Source organism: Acidipropionibacterium jensenii DSM 20535 (assembly GCF_000425285.1).
Lineage (GTDB): Bacteria > Actinomycetota > Actinomycetes > Propionibacteriales > Propionibacteriaceae > Acidipropionibacterium > Acidipropionibacterium jensenii.
The window spans coordinates 53,157-72,719 of sequence record NZ_AUDD01000006.1; the positions used below are offsets into that span (position 1 = coordinate 53,157).

At 68.6% G+C, this 19,563-nt stretch carries 16 protein-coding genes; 15 read left to right on the forward strand and 1 reads right to left on the reverse strand.

Annotated features, from left to right (window positions below):
* Positions 1–7: 7 nt before the first annotated feature.
* Positions 8–511: a phosphoribosyltransferase gene (locus tag H590_RS0105150; RefSeq protein WP_028702727.1), complete on the reverse strand. Its 504-nt coding sequence runs from the start codon at positions 509–511 to the stop codon at positions 8–10.
* 81 nt (positions 512–592) lie between these two features.
* Between H590_RS0105150 and H590_RS0105155 the strand changes: the two genes are divergently transcribed.
* From H590_RS0105155 to H590_RS15005, 15 genes are all read left to right on the forward strand, one after another.
* Positions 593–1,423 (forward strand): DeoR/GlpR family DNA-binding transcription regulator, encoded by an 831-nt coding sequence (locus H590_RS0105155; RefSeq protein WP_028702728.1) that lies wholly within the window; start codon positions 593–595, stop codon positions 1,421–1,423.
* 152 nt (positions 1,424–1,575) lie between these two features.
* Positions 1,576–2,067 carry a ribose-5-phosphate isomerase gene (locus H590_RS0105160; RefSeq protein ID WP_028702729.1) on the forward strand — a complete coding sequence of 164 codons (492 nt, stop codon included), beginning with the start codon at positions 1,576–1,578 and terminating at the stop codon, positions 2,065–2,067.
* A 217-nt stretch (positions 2,068–2,284) separates the two neighbouring features.
* On the forward strand, positions 2,285–3,364 hold the full coding sequence (locus H590_RS0105165) for a DUF7973 family transport facilitator (RefSeq protein WP_028702730.1): 1,080 nt from the start codon (positions 2,285–2,287) through the stop codon (positions 3,362–3,364).
* A 45-nt stretch (positions 3,365–3,409) separates the two neighbouring features.
* A complete protein-coding gene (locus H590_RS0105170; RefSeq protein ID WP_028702731.1) occupies positions 3,410–4,264 on the forward strand; it encodes an HAD-IIA family hydrolase in 855 nt (284 codons plus the stop codon).
* Between the two features lie 95 nt (positions 4,265–4,359).
* Entirely contained in the window at positions 4,360–5,922 is a 1,563-nt protein-coding gene (locus tag H590_RS0105175) for an FGGY-family carbohydrate kinase (protein ID WP_028702732.1), read from the forward strand.
* Between the two features lie 173 nt (positions 5,923–6,095).
* Positions 6,096–7,457, forward strand: a complete 1,362-nt coding sequence (locus tag H590_RS0105180) for a sn-glycerol-1-phosphate dehydrogenase (RefSeq protein WP_028702733.1) — start codon at positions 6,096–6,098, stop codon at positions 7,455–7,457.
* 72 nt (positions 7,458–7,529) lie between these two features.
* Complete coding sequence (locus H590_RS0105185) at positions 7,530–9,260, forward strand: ribulokinase (protein WP_028702734.1); 1,731 nt, start codon at positions 7,530–7,532, stop codon at positions 9,258–9,260.
* Positions 9,253–10,017, forward strand: coding sequence for an L-ribulose-5-phosphate 4-epimerase (locus H590_RS0105190; protein ID WP_036981169.1), 765 nt, complete (start codon positions 9,253–9,255; stop codon positions 10,015–10,017). Before H590_RS0105185 ends, H590_RS0105190 begins: the two co-directional genes overlap by 8 nt.
* 48 nt (positions 10,018–10,065) lie before the next feature.
* Positions 10,066–12,144, forward strand: coding sequence for a transketolase (gene tkt, locus H590_RS0105195; protein ID WP_036981171.1), 2,079 nt, complete (start codon positions 10,066–10,068; stop codon positions 12,142–12,144).
* 162 nt (positions 12,145–12,306) lie between these two features.
* Complete coding sequence (locus H590_RS19290; RefSeq protein WP_126412632.1) at positions 12,307–13,347, forward strand: hypothetical protein; 1,041 nt, start codon at positions 12,307–12,309, stop codon at positions 13,345–13,347.
* A gap of 60 nt (positions 13,348–13,407) precedes the next feature.
* Positions 13,408–13,851 carry a MarR family winged helix-turn-helix transcriptional regulator gene (locus H590_RS0105210; protein ID WP_028702738.1) on the forward strand — a complete coding sequence of 148 codons (444 nt, stop codon included), beginning with the start codon at positions 13,408–13,410 and terminating at the stop codon, positions 13,849–13,851.
* Entirely contained in the window at positions 13,848–15,152 is a 1,305-nt protein-coding gene (locus tag H590_RS15000; RefSeq protein ID WP_051238197.1) for an MFS transporter, read from the forward strand. Before H590_RS0105210 ends, H590_RS15000 begins: the two co-directional genes overlap by 4 nt.
* A gap of 136 nt (positions 15,153–15,288) precedes the next feature.
* Positions 15,289–16,830 (forward strand): Re/Si-specific NAD(P)(+) transhydrogenase subunit alpha, encoded by a 1,542-nt coding sequence (locus H590_RS0105220; RefSeq protein WP_028702739.1) that lies wholly within the window; start codon positions 15,289–15,291, stop codon positions 16,828–16,830.
* A gap of 3 nt (positions 16,831–16,833) precedes the next feature.
* A complete protein-coding gene (locus H590_RS0105225) occupies positions 16,834–18,267 on the forward strand; it encodes an NAD(P)(+) transhydrogenase (Re/Si-specific) subunit beta (protein ID WP_028702740.1) in 1,434 nt (477 codons plus the stop codon).
* A gap of 8 nt (positions 18,268–18,275) precedes the next feature.
* On the forward strand, positions 18,276–19,535 hold the full coding sequence (locus tag H590_RS15005; protein WP_051238198.1) for a serine hydrolase: 1,260 nt from the start codon (positions 18,276–18,278) through the stop codon (positions 19,533–19,535).
* The last annotated feature ends 28 nt before the right edge of the window (positions 19,536–19,563 follow it).

Sequence of the window (19,563 nt, forward strand, 5' to 3'; positions counted from 1 at the left end):
GGAGGTCTCAGTGAGCGGTGACCGGGGGCTTGGCACTCCAAGGGAAGACGATCCACCGGTCGACCGTCTTCCACTGGTAGTCCGGGTGGGCCACCGTGCCCGGCTTGGTGTACAGCACCGCCGAGCGGACCTCGGCGCCGTAGCCGCTCAGCAGCTGGAGGACCAGCGCCAGGGTGCGCCCCGAGTCGGCGACGTCGTCGACGACCAGGATCCGCTTGCCCTTGATCGAGGCGGTGTCGAGCATCGGGGCCAGCAGCACCGGGTCGGGCAGTGTCTGGTTGACGTCGGTGTAGAACTCGACGTTGACCGCATCGGTGAGCTTGACGCCCAGGGAGTAGGTGAGGGCACCGCCCAGCAGCATCCCTCCCCGGGCGATCGAGATGAGCACCTCGGGGTGGAATCCGGAGTCGGCGATCTGCTGGGCGAGCTCCTCCTGGGCGGTCCCGAACCTAGACCAGGTGAGGACCTCCTTGTCGACGACGTCGGAGGAATCGGCATGATAAGCGGTCATAGGCACCACACTACCGAGATCGACGCACCTCTCCGGCCCCGCGACCACGGCCGTCGGACCGGTTCATGAAGGGATGGGACCATGCCCAGTAGTGCAACCGACCAGTCGGGCAGGCGCGGACAGGACGGCCCGCGGGGCCGCCAGCTGGCGATCGCCGAGACGGTGATCCGCAACGGCTCGATGAGCGTCGAGGACCTGGTGAGCCTCACCGGGGTCTCCGCGATGACGATCTACCGGGATCTGTCGGTGCTGGAGGACAGCGGCGTGCTCACCAGACATCGCGGCCAGGTGGTCGCGGTGGCCAGCGGGCTGCACGAGGCGGATGCCGACTTCCGGCTGGAGCAGTCCTCGGCGGAGAAGCAGTCGGTGGCCGCCGAGGCCGCCACCCTGGTCACCAACGGCTGCTCGCTGATGCTCGACGACTCCACCTCGGGGGTCTGGCTGCTGCGCGCCCTGCCTGACATCAGCAATGTCACGGTGGTGACGAACTCCCTGCTGGTGGCCGATGAGGTGGCCGCCTGCCGTGGCGCGAAGCTGGTCGTCACCGGCGGGGAGTACCAGGCCTGGGCGCACTCCCTGATGGGGCCGACGGCGGTGCGGACCATCCGGTCGATGCACGCCGACCTGGCCTTCGTCTCAGCCTCGGGGATCTTCGAGATGGGCTGCTACCACCCCTACCAGGAGGTGGTCGAGGTCAAACGGGCGATGCTCGACTCCGCCGAGACCAGGGTGCTGCTGCTGGACCACACGAAGTTCAACCGACGCGCCCTGTTCAAGTTCGCCGACCTCCAGGAGTTCGACCACGTGGTGGTCGATGACAAGTCCTCCCCCGAGATGCTCAGCCACCTGCGGGAGACCGGCGTCCAGGTGAGCGTGGCCCCCTCGCCGGGCGGCGACGGCGGCCGCCGGTGAGCCGCCGGTCCCGACCGATCCCCGATCGCTCATAGTTCTCACACGTTTCATGGTGTTTTTGTCACAAGCTGTGTTAGTTTTAGCGCCATCAGGGCGATTCGCCCTGGCGGACCGCAAGGCCCGTTCCGAACGCAAGGAGGCTCGGAGGAGCGATGGGATTCACAATCGTGGTGGCCGGAGACCCGGCCGGAGTGGACTACAAGGAGGCCATCAAGGCCGATCTCGAGGCCGATCCGCGGGTCGACGAGGTCATCGATGTCGGTATCACCCCTGGTGAGAAGACTCTCTACCCGCACATCGGTGTCGCGGGTGCCCGAGTGATCGCCGAGGGCAGGGCCGACCGGGGGATCTTCATCTGCGGAACTGGGATGGGGATGGCCATCTCGGCCAACAAGGTTCCCGGGATCCGGGCGTGCACCGCCCATGACAGCTTCTCGGTCGAGCGACTCATCATGTCCAACGACGCCCACGTGCTGTGCCTGGGGGAGCGGGTGATCGGACTGGAGCTGGCCCGTCGACTGGCCCGCGAGTTCCTCGACTACACCTTCGACCCGACCTCTCACTCGAAGGCCAATGTGGACCTGATCAGCGAGTACGAGGCCAACGCCGGCGGCCAGATCGCTGGAGCCGGCCAGGACTGCTGAGACCCGTCGGCGTGTCCGGCCCTCCGAGTGAGGTGCGGACGCGCCGGCCCAGACCGGGTCCGCCACGACGCGGACCCAGCCTCGCGAGCCGCACCTGTGACGGTGCGACGCAGGGCCACCCCGGTTCGTCGCCATCGGCGCGACGGGGTCACGCCGCGGCATCCGGCCGACGGTGACATGAGCGCGGGCCGCACCCGCCTGACCACTAGGGACACTGATGTTCACAGCTTCGTTGGGAGTCTTCATCTTCGGACTCCTCGCTGCGATCGCGGGAGGCGCCGTCGGCGCAGCGATCGGCGGCAACTACGCATTCGTGATGACCGGCTTCATGGTGCTGGTCTCGTGGGGCATCTTCGCCGCCACGGGCAACACCTTCGGCTTCGACTTCCTGGCCTTCGGTCCGTTCTTCGGCCCGTACGTGGCCTTCGCCGGCGGTGTCGCCGGCGCGATCTACGCCACCTACAAGGGCTACATGACCGACGGAAAGGATGTGAACTCGCCGCTGGCCGGACTCGGCAAGCCGGACGTCCTGATGGTCGGTTCGCTCTTCGGCGTGTTCGGCTACCTGGTCCAGATCGGGATCTCCTACATCCCCTGGTTCGGCAAGCACACCGACTCGGTGGCTCTCACCGTGCTCATCTCGGGCCTGGCGGCCCGCTGGATGTTCGGCGGTGTCAAGAAGCAGCAGCTGTTCACCGGGTCGATGCACAACCCCGAGCTGTTCCACGAGGACGCCTCCTCCTTCCCCGCCAAGATCAAGCCCGGACCCAACGGCCGCTGGCTCGAGTGGCAGGAGAAGCCCTCCCAGCTGATCACCATCGGCTCCCTGTTCGGCATCTTCGCCGGTGCCGCCTCGATCTTCCTGGCCGCCAATGTCGGCGCCTACCTCACCTCCCGCGGGCTGCCCAACCACCTGGCCGCCGCCAATGCCAACAGCTTCGCCTTCGGCATCTCGGCGATCATCATCCTGTTCCTCATCACCAACCGGAACATGCCCGTCCAGCACCACGTCACCAATATCGCCGGCCTGGCAGCCGTGCAGTTCTTCCCGCTGCTGATGGGCAGCACCTTCGCATCCTTCAAGTGGACCGCCACCAGCACCTGGGACTCCCACACCTGGCTGATGGTCGTGGTGGCCCTCATCATCGCTGCCGTCGCCGGCATCGTCGCCGCGGTGCTCGCCGAGCTGGCCGCCCGCCTCTGGTACAACCGTGGCACGAGCCACATCGACCCGCCTGCCGCCGCCATCTGGATCTCGAACACCCTGGTGGTCACCCTGGCCGCCTGGATGTCCTGACCCGTCCACTCGTGCTGCGGACCTCCCGCCGACCAGGAGAACTCAATGAATGACATCGTGAACGCCCCGACCACCTTCCAGCAGGCCTATGTCTTCGACATGGACGGCACCATCTACCTCGGTGACCACCTGCTGCCCGGGGCCAAGCGGATGATCGAGGAACTGCGTCGGCGGGAGATCCCGGTCCGATTCCTGTCCAACAACCCCACCAAGGATCCCCACCAGTACGTCGAGAAGCTGGCCCGGCTGGGACTTCCCACCGAGGTCTCCGACATCTCGAACACCGTGGTGACCACCACCAACTGGCTGAGGGCCAACCATCCCGATGCCACCGTCTTCGCGATATCCGAGGAGCCGTTGAAGCGCAGTCTGCGCGAGGCGGGGATCCGGCTGTCGGAGGACCCCACCGAGATCGACATCGTGGTCGCCTCCTACGACCGGCAGTTCGACTACCGCAAACTCCAGATCGCCTTCGACGCCATCTGGTTCCACAAGCGGGCCTTCCTCGTCCAGACCAACCCGGACCGGTTCTGCCCCTTCCCGGGGGGACGCGGGGAGCCCGACTGCGCGGCGATCACCGCGGCCATCGAGGCCTGCACCGGGACCACCTGCCAGGTGAACCTGGGCAAGCCCTCGCCGGTGATGCTCACCGCAGCACTGGAGGGTCTGGACGTCGCGGTGGAGGACTGCGTGATGGTCGGCGACCGGCTCCAGACCGATATCCAGATGGCTCTGGACACCGGGATGGGATCGGCCTGCGTGCTCACCGGGGAGGCCACCGCCGACGATGTCGCGGCCCTCGACCGGGCCCACCGCCCGACCTGGGTGCTGGACCGGATCGACCGGCTCATCCCGGCTTCGGTGTGGGACGAGCTCGGATGGAGCGACGACGACCAGTGACCTCCCGGGACGGGACGTCACCCTCGAGCAGACCTTCTGCTCATCCCCTGTTGTGTTCCGGTGCCCAGTGACGGGCGCCCTCAAAGGAGAGATTCATGATTGACAACGGACCCTACGTTCTCGGCATCGACTACGGCACCGAGTCGTGTCGAGTGGCCATCTTCGACCTGGCCGGCCGACCGCTGACCTTCGCGGCCACCCCCTACCCGACGAACTTCCCGCACCCCGGCTGGGCCGAGCAGGACCCGGAGGACTGGTGGAAGGCCCTGCAGGCCAGCGCCCACCGGGCGATCTCCAACGCCGGGATCTCCCCCTCGGCGATCGCCGGCATCTCCTACGATGCGACGACCTTCACGATGGTCACCCTGGACTCCAAGGGGGAGTCGATCCGGCCGGCGATCATGTGGATGGACAACCGCGCCACCACCCAGGCGGCCCGCGCTGAGCAGTCCGACTCCGTCGCCCGGCTGATGAACAACGGCGGCAAGGGCGCCGCCCCCGCCGAGAACTTCCCCTTCAAGGCCGCCTGGCTCAAGGAGCACGAGCCGGAGAACTACGCCCGCGCCGCCCACATCGTCGATGCCGCCGACTGGGTCACCTACAAGCTGACCGGCGAGTGGACCGCCAACATCAACACCCACTCGATCCGCTCCTACTACAACCGGGCCCAGGGCGGCTGGCCGGTCGACTTCTACGAGGCCGTCGGCTGCGGTGATCTGTTCGAGAAGGTTCCCGAGCGGGTCGTCAACCTCGGCGAGCAGATCGGCGTGCTCGGCACGATTCCCGCCCAGCTGCTCGGCCTGCGTCCCGGAATCCCGGTCGCCCAGGGCCCCGGCGACGCCTGGGCGGGCCAGATCGGCCTGGGGGTGCTGAGCCCGGGCACCTTCGCCCTCATCACCGGTTCCTCCCACGTGCTCAGCGGTCAGAGCGACCGCGAGATCCACGGCGAGGGGTTCTGGGGGTCCTACACCGACGCCGTGGTTCCCGGACAGTTCACCGTCGAGGGTTCCGGGGTGTCGACCGGATCGGTCCTCAAGTGGTTCAAGGACAACTTCGCCTCCGACGTCGTCGCGGCCGCCGAGAAGGTCGGGCTCAACCCCTACGACGTCCTCAACGCCCAGTCCCGCGACATCCCGATCGGATCCGACGGGCTGATCGTCAACGAGTACTTCCAGGGCAACCGGACCCCCTACACCGACTCCAAGGCGCGCGGCATCATGTGGGGGCTGTCCCTGGCCCACACCCCGGCGCACGTCTACCACGCCATCCAGGAGGCCGTCTGCTACGGCATCGGCCACTCGGTCAAGGCCTTCAAGGATGCCGGCGTCAATGTCGAGAAGATGGTCGCCTGCGGCGGTTCGACCAAGAGCCGCGACTGGATCCAGATGCACTCCGACGTCACCGGCGTGCCGATCGCACTCACCGAGGTGGGCGACGCCGTCGTCCTGGGCACCTGCATGATCGCCGCCGTCGGCGCGGGCCTGTACAAGGACCTGCCGGAGGCCGGTGCCAACATGGTCCATGAGATCGACATCATCGAGCCCGACCCGCAGCGTCACGAGCAGTACCAGTTCTACCTGGACAAGTACATGCGCTCCTTCCCGCTGATGCAGTCGCTGATCCACGAGCTCGTCGATCACGAGGCCGCCAAGCACTGAGCTGTCAGAAGCACTGAGCTGACCGGGCCCCGCGGGGGCCCGGGCAGCACCGGGCAGTGCGAGCAGCACAGCACGCGCGGCACAGCACGCAACGCACTGGACCCATCGGTGGCCGGTCGCACAGACCGGCCACCGATGGGGGCCAGTCCCACAGTTTCCACGAGAGGAATGACATGTCCGAACTTATTGAGAGAGCTCTTGCCGACTCCGACGACACCGATGTGGTGGTCATGGGGCACGGAGTCCTCGACCAGACGGGACCCGTCTTCACGAAGCTCTTCGGCGATGCCAAGGCGATCATCATCGCCGACGGCAACACCTGGGGGGTCGCCGGCGAGGCGGTGAAGGCCTCCCTGACCGGGGCCGGCGTCGAGCTGGTCGAGCCGATGATCTTCCCGGCCCACCCCACCGTCTACGCCGCCTACGAGAACGTCCAGAAGATCCGCGACCACCTGGCCGGCCTCGACGGCGTGATCGCCTGCTCGATCGGTTCGGGCACCCTCAACGACCTCACCAAGCGCGCCTCCGACGAGCTCGGACGACGCTACATGAATGTCTGCACCGCCGCCTCGATGGACGGCTACGCCGCCTTCGGCGCCTCCATCACCGAGAACGGCTTCAAGCACACGATGAGCTGCCGGGCCCCCCAGGCCCTCATCGCCGACCTGCCGACGATGGCCGGGGCGCCGCAGCGGTGCACCGCCACCGGGCTGGGCGACCTCATCGAGAAGGTGCCGGCCGGGGCCGACTGGATCATCGCCGACGAACTGGGCATCGAGCCCATCGACAAGGAGGTCTGGGATCTGGTCCAGGGGCCCCTCCCGCAGGCCATCTCCGACCCCAAGGGCCTGTCGGTCGGCAAGCCCGAGGCTCTGGAGGGCCTGGTCGAGGGCCTGGTGATGTCGGGTCTGGCGATGCAGAAGTACCGGATCAGCTCCCGGCCCGCATCCGGGGCCGGCCACCAGTTCTCCCACACCTGGGAGATGGAGAAGCTCGGGATGGATCAGGAGCCCCCGCTGACCCATGGCATGAAGGTGGGCCTGGGCACCATCGCGGTGCTGGCCCTGTGGGCCGAGATCCTCACGATCGACTTCAGCAGCCTCGACATCGACGCCGCCGTCGCGAAGTGGCCCAGCGCCCAGGAGATGGAGGCGAAGGTTCGCCGCAACTTCACCGGCGACATGCTCGAGCCCGCCGTCAAGCAGACGATGGACAAGTACCTCACCGCCGACCAGTTGCGCGAGCGTCTCGAACTGGTCGCCCAGAAGTGGCCCGAGATCCAGCGCCGCTGCGCCGACCAGGTGATGCCCGCCGAGCGGGTCGAGAAGATCCTCAAGGAGGTGGGCGGGGTCTACCATCCCGGCCAGATCGGCCTCACCGAGGAGCGCTTCCACCAGACCTACTTCCGCTGCCAGATGATCCGGTCGCGCTACACCCTGCTGGACTTCCTGCTGGAGGCCGGCGTCCTCCAGGAGGAGGTCGACAAGCTCTTCGTCGGCGACGGGTTCTGGGCCAAGCGCCCCTGGAAGCACTGATCAGACGACGGTCGGGGCCGTCCGCGGCCCCGACCCTCACCCGCTCACATTCCCACACAGAGGTAGGAAGCCATGTCCCAGAAGTACATCATCGGTCTCGACTACGGCACCCTGTCCGGCCGCGCCCTGGTGGTGCGGGCCAGCGACGGTGCCGAGATGGGCACCGATGTCCACGACTACCCGCACGCGGTGATGGACCGCACCCTGGATGCCGCCGACGGGCAGAAGCTGCCGCCGGACTTCGCCCTGCAGTCTCCCGCCGACTACATCGAGACCCTGGAGCACATCGTCCCGGGCGCCCTCAAGGACGCCGGGGTCGACCCGGCCGATGTCGTCGGCATCGGTCTGGACTTCACCTCCGCCACCGTGCTGGCCTGCCGGTCCGACAGCACCCCGCTGTGTCTGAGCGAGGAGTTCGCCAATGAGCCGCACGCGTGGGTCAAGCTGTGGAAGCACCACGGCGCCCAGGACCAGGCCGACCGGATCGTCAAGCTGGCCCAGGTGCGCCGTGAGCCGTGGTTGGCCCGCTACGGCGGGATCCTGTCCGCCGAGATGCTGATGCCGAAGGTTCTGGAGACCCTGGAGTGGGCGCCGCGGGTCTACGACGCCGCCGACGTCTTCGTCGACGCCCTGGACTGGCTCACCTGGACCCTCACCGGCACCCTCACCTTCGCGGCCGGGGACTCCGGGTACAAGCGAATGTTCCAGGACGGGAAGTACCCGTCGAAGGAGTTCCTGCGCAACCTCAACCCTGAGTTCGAGGATGTCTTCGAGACCAAGATGAACGCCCCGGTGCTGCCCCTGGGTGCCCGGGTCGGCGGCCTGACCGCCGAGTGGGCCGCCCGGCTCGGACTGCCGGAGGGGATCGCGGTGGCCTCGGGCAATATCGACGCCCACGTCACCGCCGCCGCAGTCCAGGCGGTCGAGGACGGCCAGATGACCGCCATCATGGGCACCTCCGCCTGCTACATCGTGCCGGGACCCGAGCTCAAGGAGGTCCCCGGCATGTTCGGGGTGGTCGACGGCGGCGTCGTCGACGGCTCCTGGGGGTTCGAGGCCGGCCAGACCGCGGTGGGCGACATCTTCGCCTGGTTCATCGACAACTGCGTGCCGCAGTCCTATCTCGACCAGGCCGCCCGGCGGGGGATCAGCGTCCATGACCTGCTCACCGAGAAGTGCCGCGACCAGGAGGTCGGCGCGCACGGGCTGATCGGGCTGGACTGGCACAACGGCAACCGCTCGGTGCTGGCCGACGCCAACCTGTCGGGCCTGATGGTGGGACAGACCCTCACCACCACCCCCGAGGACCAGTACCGGGCCCTGCTGGAGTCCACCGCCTTCGGCGCCCGCACCATCATCGAGTCCTTCCGCCAGGCCGGGGTGGCGATCAACGAGCTGGTGGTGGCCGGCGGCCTCACCAAGAACGGCTTCCTCATGCAGCTGCTCTGCGACATCTGCCGGGTGCCGCTGTCACTGGGTCTGACCACTCAGCCGGGGGCCCGCGGATCGGCGGTCTTCGGTGCGGTGGCGGCCGACGTCTATCCCGACGTCAAGGCGGCCGCTGCGGCGATGGGGGCCAAGGAGGAGGGGGTCTACCAGGTCGACGAGGAGCGCGCCGGCCAGTACGACGAGCTCTACCGCGAGTACCAGATCCTGCACGACTACTTCGGTCGGGGAGCCAATCCGGTGATGCACCGGCTCAAGGAAATCCGCCGGGCCGCGCACATCCGGGCCGAGAAGAAGCGCGGACCGCTGCTGCGGCGGGCCGGGGACCACTCGGAGGACGCCTACCTCAATGACTAGTCCCGCCACCCCGAAGCAGATCCGGATCGCCGACCTGTCTGCCCGGACCCAGGCGCAGATCCACGCCGCCCGGGAGAAGGTGGCCCGACTCCACGGGGAGCTGATCCGCTGGAACCTGGTGGTCTGGACCGCCGGGAATGTCTCTCAGCGGATCCGCTGCGCCGAGGAGGCCGGCACCGACCTGCTGGTCATCAAGCCCTCCGGGGTGCCCTACGAGCTGCTCACCCCCGATGCGATGGTGGTCTGCGACCTGGCGGGCCACAAGGTCGACGACGGGACCGACGCCTCGCTGCGCCCGTCCTCCGACGTCTTCGCCCACGGCTACGTGTACCAGCAGATGGCGGAGGTGGGCGGGGTGGTCCACACCCACTCCACCTTCGCCACCGCCTGGGCGGCCCGCCACCAGCCGATCCCGTGCGTGCTCACCATGATGGCCGACGAGTTCGGCGGCGAGATCCCGGTGGGACCGCTGGCCGTGATCGGCGACGACTCGATCGGGCGGGGAATCGTGGAGACCCTGCGGGGATCCCGGTCCCGGGCCGTGCTGATGGCCAACCACGGCCCGTTCACGATCGGCGTCGACGCGACGGCTGCCGTCAAGACCGCGGCGATGTGCGAGGAGGTGGCCCACACCGTCCAGGTTTCTGCACAGATGGGTGAGCCCGTCCCCATTCCCCAACACACCATCGACCGTCTGTACGCTCGATACCAGAACGACTACGGGCAGCACGAACCGAGCCCGGCTGGCAACGCCTGAGGTTTTATCACGCCCCGGTCCGGTCCTGGACCGGGCCGGGGCACACCAATGAGAGGACATCACAAAGTGGCACATCTTGAATGGACTGAGACGGACGCGAAGGCCGTGGACACGGCCCGGGTGCTGGCCGCCGATGCCGTGGAGAAGGTCGGAAACGGCCACCCCGGCACCGCGATCTCGCTGGCCCCGCTGGGCTACCTGCTCTACCACAAGGTGCTCAACATCGACCCGGCCGACGAGAAGTGGCTGGGACGCGACCGGTTCGTGATGTCGGCCGGCCACTCCTCGCTGACCCAGTACACCGAGCTCTACCTGGCCGGTCTCGGCCTGGAGCTGTCGGACCTGGAGTCCCTGCGCACCTGGGGGTCGCTGACCCCCGGCCACCCGGAGTACGGCCACACGCGGTTCATCGAGACGACCACCGGCCCGCTGGGCGCCGGCGTCTCCAATGCGGTCGGGATGGCGATGGCGGCCCGCCGTGAGCGCGGCCTGCTCGACCCCGACGCCCCCGCCGGGACCAGCCCCTTCGACCACTACATCTACGCGATCGCCGGGGACGGCTGCCTGCAGGAGGGAGTCTCCGCCGAGGCCTCCTCGCTGGCCGGCACCCAGGAGCTCGGCAACCTCATCCTGTTCTACGACGACAACCGGATCACCATCGAGGGCGACACCAAGATCGCCTTCACCGAGGACGTCTGCGCCCGCTACCGGGCCTACGGCTGGGATGTCCGGACCGTCGACTTCACCCACGGCGGCACCCACTACTCCGAGAACGTCGACGCCCTGGCCGAGGCCATCGAGGCCGCCAAGGCTGTCACCGACAAGCCCTCCTTCATCAAGGTGACCACCGTCATCGGATGGCCGCTTCCCCACCTCCAGGGCAAGGAATCGGTGCACGGGTCCAAGCTGGGCGCCACCGAGATCTCGGCCCTCAAGAAGGTGCTCGGCTTCGAGGACACCCCCTTCGCCATCGACGAGGATCTGGTCGCCACCACCCGCAAGGCCTTCGCCGAGCGCAACGGCGCCACCCGCGCGGCCTGGGACGCCGCCTTCGCCGCCTGGCAGCAGGCCAACCCCGAGCGGGCGTCCCTGCTGGCGCGGATCAGCGCCCGCCGACTGCCGGCCGATCTGGAGCTGCCGGTTTTCGAGCCCGGCTCGATGAGCACCCGGAAGGCCTCCGGAGAGGTACTGAGCGCACTCGGACCGCAGCTGCCCGAGCTGTGGGGCGGCTCGGCCGACCTGGCCGGCTCGAACAACACCACCATGAAGGGGGCCGACTCCTTCCTGCCGGCCAACCGGGTGGTCGACGAGTACCCGGGCGGGCCCTACGGACGCACCCTCCACTTCGGCATCCGCGAGCACGCGATGGGGGGCATCGTCAACGGCATCACCGTCTCCGGTCTCACCAGGGTCTACGGAGGCACCTTCTTCGTCTTCTCCGACTACATGCGCCCGGCGGTGCGACTGGCCGCCCTGATGCGGATCCCGAGCATCTTCGTGTGGACCCACGACTCCGTCGGGGTCGGCGAGGACGGTCCGACCCACCAGCCGATCGAGCACCTGGCGGCCTGCCGGGCCATCCCCGGACTCGACGTCGTGCGCCCGGCCGATGCCAATGAGACCGCGGTGGCGTGGCGGACCATCCTGGAGCACACCGATCGTCCCGCCGGTCTGGTGCTGTCCCGTCAGAACCTGCCGACCATCGACCGCTCCCGGTACGCCTCGGCCGAGGGAGTGGCCAAGGGCGGCTATGTCGTCTCGGAGGCCAGCGCGGACCCGCAGCTGATCCTCATCGCCACCGGCTCGGAGGTCGGTGTCGCGCTGGATGCCCAGAAGACCCTGGAGCAGGCGGGCACCCCGACCCGGGTGGTCTCGATGCCCTGCCAGGAGTGGTTCGACGCCCAGGACGAGACGTACCGCGAGTCTGTGCTGCCCTCCGCGGTGACCGCGAGGGTCTCGGTGGAGGCCGGGATCGCGATGGGCTGGGCGAAGTACGTCGGGTGCGCCGGCCAGTCGGTGTCGATCGAGCACTTCGGGGCCTCGGCCGCCGGATCCAAGTGCTTCGAGGAGTTCGGCATCACCGCCGACCATGTGGTCGAGGTCGCAGGCGCCGTGCTGGCGGAGTGACCCAGTGGTGCCGTGAGCACGGGGCCGTCTGGTCCCCGATGGTGTCGGGCCGGGTCCGCACGAGGGTTCTCCTCGTGCGGACCCGGCCCGTTCCGCTGTGGTGGCCGGAGCCGCCTCCCCCTAGGGTGGGTCCTGGACCGGTCGTCGCGATGAGGAGAACCGATGTCACAGCAACCGCCCTGGGGAGAACCCCAGAACCACTGGCAGAGTTCGGCGGGGGAGACCCCCTCGGGGGTTCCGGCGCCGGCGGGTGGCCAGCACGGACCCGCCCAGAGCTGGACCGCCCAGAACGGACCCGGACAGCAAGGTCCCGGGCAGGGTGGTCCCGGACAGCACGGTCCCGGGCAGGGTGGTCCCGGACAGCACCGTCCGGTGCCCGACTCCTGGACGCCGGGCGCTCCGCAGGGCCGGGTCGCTCCGGGAACCTGGCTGAGGCGCTACCCCCGGGTGGTGCTGCTCGCCGGGGCAGTGCTCAGCGTCCTCATGATGCTGGCGCCGTGGTTGGTGACGCGCATCACCATGCCCTCGTCGGGCTCGGTAACGGTGCGGTCCAACGGACTCCAGTGGGTGAGCTCCGGCGTTGGTGGGCAGGGTCAGGAGAACCCGGTGCTGTGGAACACCTGGGTGCTGCTGAGTCTGGTCCTGCTCCTGGCGCTGATCGTGATGGGGTCCATCGCGCTGGCCCTGGACGAGGCGCTGCCCGCCCGGTGGGATCTCGTCGGTCTGCTGGGGTCGGGGATCCTCGCGGTGCTGATGGTCTTCGGCGTCGCCCAGCAGCTGTACATCGTCCTCGGCCGGGCCTCCGTCGAGACCTCGGAGGTGAGCGTGTCGACGGGATTCGGGCTGTGGCTGTTCATCGTCACGGTGCTGGCGACTCTCGGCGGTGCCATCTGGCAGGTCGTGGTGAACCGCGGGCGGGCTGCCCGACCGGCCGCCCCGGGATCCGGTCCCCTCGGTCCGGGCCCGCTGCCGCCCCAGTGGAACCAGCAGTCCGACGCGCAGGTACAGCCGCGGCCCGGCTTCCCTCCGCAGCAGGGTCAGTCCCCGTACCCGCTCCAGCGCAGTCAGTCCCCGTACCCGCCGCAGCAGGGTCGCACTGCGTACCCGGGTCAGCCTCCCTATCCTCCCCAGCACGGTCAGTCCCCGTACCCGCCTCAGCAGTCGGGACCGGGCCAGCACCCCGGGTCGCCACAGGACGACTGATCTCCGAGGGGTTGAGTAGCGGCCTAAGGTAATTACCGGAACTAATTACTGGAGGTCACCATGGCATCACCGCGCCCGATCTCGACTGAGCCCGACCTGGCCGAGCTGGCCAATGACCTTCGGCTGGCCTGCCAGATCATCTCCCGCCGGGTCCGCTTCGAGTCGACCAGCGAGATCCCCCCTCACCAGATCAGCGTCCTCTTCGCGGTGAGGACGAAGGCCCAGACCCCGACCGCCCTGGCCGAACGGGAGCGCGTCTCCACACCGGCGATGACCCGGACCCTCAACGCGATGGAGGGTCAGGGTCTGGTCCGGCGCACCAGGAATGCCGAGGACTCCCGGTCGGTGCTGGTGAGTCTCACCGACCGGGGGACCGCCGTCATCGATCGGGTCTACGCGAGCCGGGACTCCTGGATGATGAGGCACCTGGAGGGGCTGTCCGAGCAGGACCTGGCGGTCCTCACCCGGGCCGCCGGGGTGCTCACCCGGATCGGACAGGCATGAGCGCCGCCCCGGGCGAGGTGGGGCGCACCTTCGCGTCCTTCTCGGTTCCCAATTACACCTATTACTTCATCGGCTCCCTGGTCTCCAACCTGGGTCTGTGGATGGGGCGCACCGCCCAGGACTGGATGGTGCTGACCCAGCTCACCCAGCACTCCTCGAGCGCCCTGGGCTATGTCACCGCCCTGCAGTTCCTGCCGATCGCGGTACTGGCCCCCACCATGGGTGCGGTCGCCGATCGCTGGCCCAAGCACAACCTGCTCTACCTCAGCCAGGGTCTGCTGGCTCTGGACGCCGCCGCCCTGTGGCTGCTGGACGCCACCGGCGTCATCCAGCTCTGGCACGTCCTGGCGCTGGCCTTCCTGCAGGGCGTCTTCAGTTCCCTGGACAACCCGGTCCGGCAGGCCTTCGTCCCCGAGATGGTCCCGATGCGTCTGGTCCCCAATGCGATCGGGCTCAACTCGGCCCAGTTCAACGGCGCCCGGCTGCTGGGGCCCGGTCTGGGTGGGCTGCTGATCGCCGGCGTCGGGGTGTCGGCCTGTCTGCTCATCAATGCGCTGAGCTTCGCGGCGGTGATCGTCTCACTGGCGGTGATGGACCGGCGCAGGCTCACCCCCGCGCCGGTCAGACGCGGCGGGGGAGCGGTCCGCGAGGGGATCCGCTATGTCCGCAGGCGTCCCGACATCCTCGTCCCGATGGTGATCGTCTTCATGCTCGGCACCTTCGGGATGAACTTCCAGATCACCAACGCGCTGATGGCCACGAAGGTCTTCGGCAAGGGGGCCGGGGAGTACGGCCTGCTCGGCTCGATCATGGCCGTCGGCACCCTGGCCGCCGCCCTGCTGGCCGCCCGACGGGCCCATCCGCGGTTGCGCACCCTGCTCATCCCGCTGGCCGGGTTCGCGGTCTTCACCGCGGTGCTGGGGGTGGCCCCGAGCTATCAGGTCTACGCCCTCACCCTGGTGCCGGTGGGGCTGTGCGCCCTCACCGTGATGACCAGCGCCAATGCCACCGTCCAGATGGCCTCCGATCCTGATGTCAGGGGTCGGGTGATGGCCCTCTACATGGCGATCTTCCTGGGTGGGACGCCGATCGGGGCGCCCATCATCGGCTGGATCGGAGACGCCTGGGGGCCGAGGTGGACCCTGCTCATCGGGTCGGCGGCCACCGCTCTGACGGTGATCGGGGTGCTGCTCTTCGTGACCCTTCACGACGGCATGCGGATGGCCGTGCGCTCCGGGTGGCCGCCGAAGGTGGCCGTGGTACACGGATCCGGGCCACCATCGGGCGGCGGTGCCGGCTGAGCGGCCCTCCGTCCGGGGGCGTCAGGAGGATCCTGGACCACCCCATTCGTGGTCGCATTTGCGCTGGTGAGCAGATGTGCACCGGGGGAGGGGCCCCCGGAGATCGCTCGATGTCGAGAGAATAGGATCAGGTGCCATGAGGATTGGTGTTCCGCGGGAGTCACTCGCGGGTGAGAACAGGGTCGCGGCGACGCCGGTGACAGTCCCACGACTGGTCACACTCGGCTATGACGTGACCGTGGAACGCGGTGCCGGGGAACGCGCGTCGTTCCCGGACGCAGCCTACGAGGAAGCGGGCGCGACGCTCGGCTCGGGAGGTGATGCCTGGGGGGCCGATCTGGTTCTGGCCGTCAACCCCCCCACCGACCAGGAGATTGCGCTGATGCACTCCGGGACGGTGCTGGTGACCTTCCTGGCGCCCCGCCAGGACACCGCGCTGACCGACAAGCTGGCCGCGGCAGGGATCACCGGGATGTCGATGGACATGGTGCCGCGCATCTCGCGCGCCCAGTCGATGGACGCCCTGTCGTCGATGGCCAACATCTCCGGCTACCGTGCCGTGGTCGAGGCGGCCTTCGCCTACGGCCGGACCTTCGGCGGTCAGGTGACCGCCGCCGGCAAGGTGCCCCCGGCCAAGGTCTTCGTCATCGGCACCGGAGTCGCCGGCCTGGCCGCACTCGGTGCCGCCAACTCGATGGGCGCCGAGGTCTTCGCCACCGACGTCCGCCCCGAGACCGCCGAGCAGGTCGAGTCGATGGGGGCCCGGTTCCTCCACGTGCGGACCGCCCAGACCGACCAGGGGGTGTCCTCCGACGGCTACGCCAAGGAGACCTCCGACGACTACAACGCCCGCGCCGCCGAGCTGTACATGGAGCAGGCCAAGGTCTGCGACGTCATCATCACCACTGCGGCCATTCCCGGCCGCACCTCCCCCAAGCTCATCACCGCCGAGATGGTCGCGGCGATGAAGCCCGGCAGCATCATCGTCGACCTGGCGGCCCTGGGCGGGGGAAACTGCGTGCTCACCCACCCCGGTGAGAAGTACGTCACCGACAACGGTGTGACGATCATCGGCTACACCGATCTGGCCTCCCGGCTGGCCGGGCAGTCATCCCAGCTCTACGGCACCAACCTCGTCAACCTGGTGAAGCTGGCCACTCCCGAGAAGGACGGCCAGTTCGTCATCGACTTCGAGGACGAGGTCATCCGCACGATGACCGTCTGCCGCGACGGCGAGGTCACCTTCCCGCCGCCGCCCGTCCAGGTCGCCGCCGCTCCGGCGCCGGTCGCCAAGGCTCCCGCCGAGCCGGTCAAGGTCGAGAAGCAGCCCCGGCCGTGGACCCAGACCTACGCCATGGTGGGAGGGCTGGCGATCCTGCTGATCGCCCTGCTCACCTTCGCACCGTCCTACTTCCTGGGTCTGTTCGGCACCTTCGCGGTCGCCGTGGTGGTCGGCTACTACGTCGTCTGGAATGTCTCCCACGCCCTGCACACCCCGCTGATGAGTGTCACGAACGCGGTCTCGGGAATCATCATGGTCGGCGCCATCACCCAGCTGGGGTCCGAGTCCTGGACGATCCGGATCATCGCCGCGGTCACCGTGCTGATCGCAAGTATCAACGTCTTCGGCGGCTTCCTGGTGACCGCTCGAATGCTCAAGATGTTCAGGAAGGCCTGACCGATGAATGCAGTGATGCTGGTTTCAGGGCGGCTGACGAATTTCGTCGACGCCTGCTACATCGTCGCGGGGTTGCTGTTCATCCTCGCCCTCGCCGGGCTGGCGAAGTTCGAGTCCTCCAAGCGCGGCAACGCCTTCGGGATCCTCGGCATGATCATCGCGGTCATCGCCTCCATCGTCTGGCTGGTCGCACTGCCTCACTACCACCCCGTCGCCCTCGTGCTGCTCTTCGTGCCGATGCTCATCGGCGCCGGGATCGGCATCTGGAAGGCCACCAAGGTGGAGATGACCGGGATGCCCGAGCTCATCGCCCAGCTGCACTCCTTCGTCGGTCTGGCAGCCGTGCTCATCGGCTTCAACGCCTTCATGGAGGACGGCGCCGCCGCCTCGGCCTTCCAGCGCTCGGAGATCTGGATCGGCGTGTTCATCGGCGCCCTGACCTTCACCGGGTCGATCGTGGCCTGGGGCAAGCTGTCGGGCAAGATCGCCTCCAAGCCGCTGGCCATCCCCGGCCGCAACTGGATCAACCTGGCCATCGTGGTCGCCATCATCGGCTGCGGGGTCTGGTTCTCCAATGTCGACGGACCGATCGCCTGGCTGCCGCTGGCGATCCTCACCGGCCTGTCGCTGTTCCTCGGCTTCCACCTGGTGGCTGCCATCGGCGGCGCCGACATGCCGGTCGTCATCTCGATGCTCAACAGCTACTCCGGTTGGGCCGCCGCCTTCTCCGGGTTCAGCCTGCACATCTCGGTGCTGACGATCACCGGCGCACTGGTCGGATTCTCCGGTGCGATCCTGTCCTTCATCATGTGCCGGGCCATGAACCGGTCCTTCGTCTCGGTGATCCTCGGCGGCTTCGGGGACGCCCCGATGGTGGCCGCCGACGGCCCGCAGGGGGAGATCCACGAGACCACCGCCGCGGACCTGGCCGGCCAGCTGGCCGACGCCTCCTCGGTGATCGTCGCTCCGGGTTACGGGATGGCCGTGGCCCAGGCCCAGTACCCGGTGGCCGAACTGGCCAAGCGGCTGCGCGAGCAGGGGGTCGAGGTGCGGTTCGCGATCCACCCGGTCGCCGGACGTCTGCCCGGGCACATGAACGTGCTGCTCGCCGAGGCTCACGTCCCCTATGACATCGTCATGGAGATGGATGAGATCAACGACGACTTCGCCGACACCGACATCGTTCTGGTGATCGGAGCCAATGACACCGTCAACCCGGCGGCGATGGATCCGGGCACCCCGATCTCGGGAATGCCGGTCCTGCACGTCTGGGAGGGCCGTCAGGTGGTCGTCTTCAAGCGCTCCATGAAGCCCGGTTACGCCGGCGTCGAGAACCCGCTGTTCTTCAAGGACAACACGCAGATGCTGTTCGGGGACGCCAAGGCCTCGGTGGACGCCATCAACGCCGCACTTCCGGTGCCCGCGGCGGCCCACTGAGCCCGACCATGGCCGGTTGGTCGGATCTCGACCGGTATCTCGACGACCAGGCGGCCGGGGAGCTCTCCTCGGCCGGCCTGGTCGTCGTCTCGTCGGCCGGAGTGCTCCACGAGCACCACTGCGGTGACGCGCTGCGCTACTCCACACCGTCGACCGCACAACCGGACGCCGACCCGGGTCCGGCCGTCCTGCTGCCCGCCGACCGGCGGGTGCCGGTGAGGGGGTCGACCCTCTTCGACCTGGCCTCCAACACCAAGATGTGGGCCACCAATCTGGCCCTGATGGAACTCGTCGGCCGGGGTGCACTGGACCTGGACCGCCCGGTCTGCACCTTCGCCGGCTGGCAGCGGTTCGGCGAGCCGGGACGCCGCGGTGTCACGGTCGCCGATCTGCTGCGCCACGAGGCCGGACTAATCGCCGACCCCCGCTACTTCGACCCTCGTGCGGCCGGCCCGCTGTACTGCTCGGGCACCCCCCTCGATCCGGTGCCCCGCGAGCGGATCATCGCCACGATCTGCCGGACCCCCTCGGCCCGGCCGCCGCACCAGGGCTACTGCTACTCCGATCTGGACTACATGATCCTGGGGCTGCTGGTCGAGCAGATCTGCGGGCAGCGTCTGGACCACGTGCTGGAGGACGGCCTCTACCGGCGCCTCGGCCTGGTCTCCACCGTCTTCAACCCTCTGGACAAGGGGTTCGACCCCGACCGGATCGCCGCCACCGAACCGGAGGGCAACACCCGGGGAGGGTCGGTGGACCTCGGTCCGGCCCCCGACGGCTCACCGGCCCCGATGCGCCGCTACACCCTGCGCGGTCAGGTGCACGACGAGAAGGCCTGGTACTGCATGGGCGGGGTCTCCGGCCATGCCGGCCTGTTCACCGACACCGGCGACCTCGCGGTGCTGCTGCGACTGGGCCTGGGGGAGGGCCGCCTGGACGGCAAGCAGTACATCGCCCCCGAGGTCTGGCGGCGTTTCGCCCGTCCTCAGGGGCGCACCGCGGGAGAGCGGGCCGAGTCCAGTCACGGCCTGGGGTGGCGGGTGGCGCCCAGCGCAGGCGACCCCTATCCGCCCTTCGGGAGCAGTCCTGCCCCCGGCAGCATCGGGCACACCGGGTGGACCGGCACCCTGACCGTGGTCGATCGACAGTGGGACCTGGCCCTCGGTCTGCTCACCGGTGCGCGTCACCGGCTCGGCACCGACGTCGGCAGGGACCGCCCCGTCGACTACTCCCGGATCGTCGACGCCGTCTACCGGGCGGCCCTCTGAGCCCGGCCGCCGTCGGCCCCGGGATCGG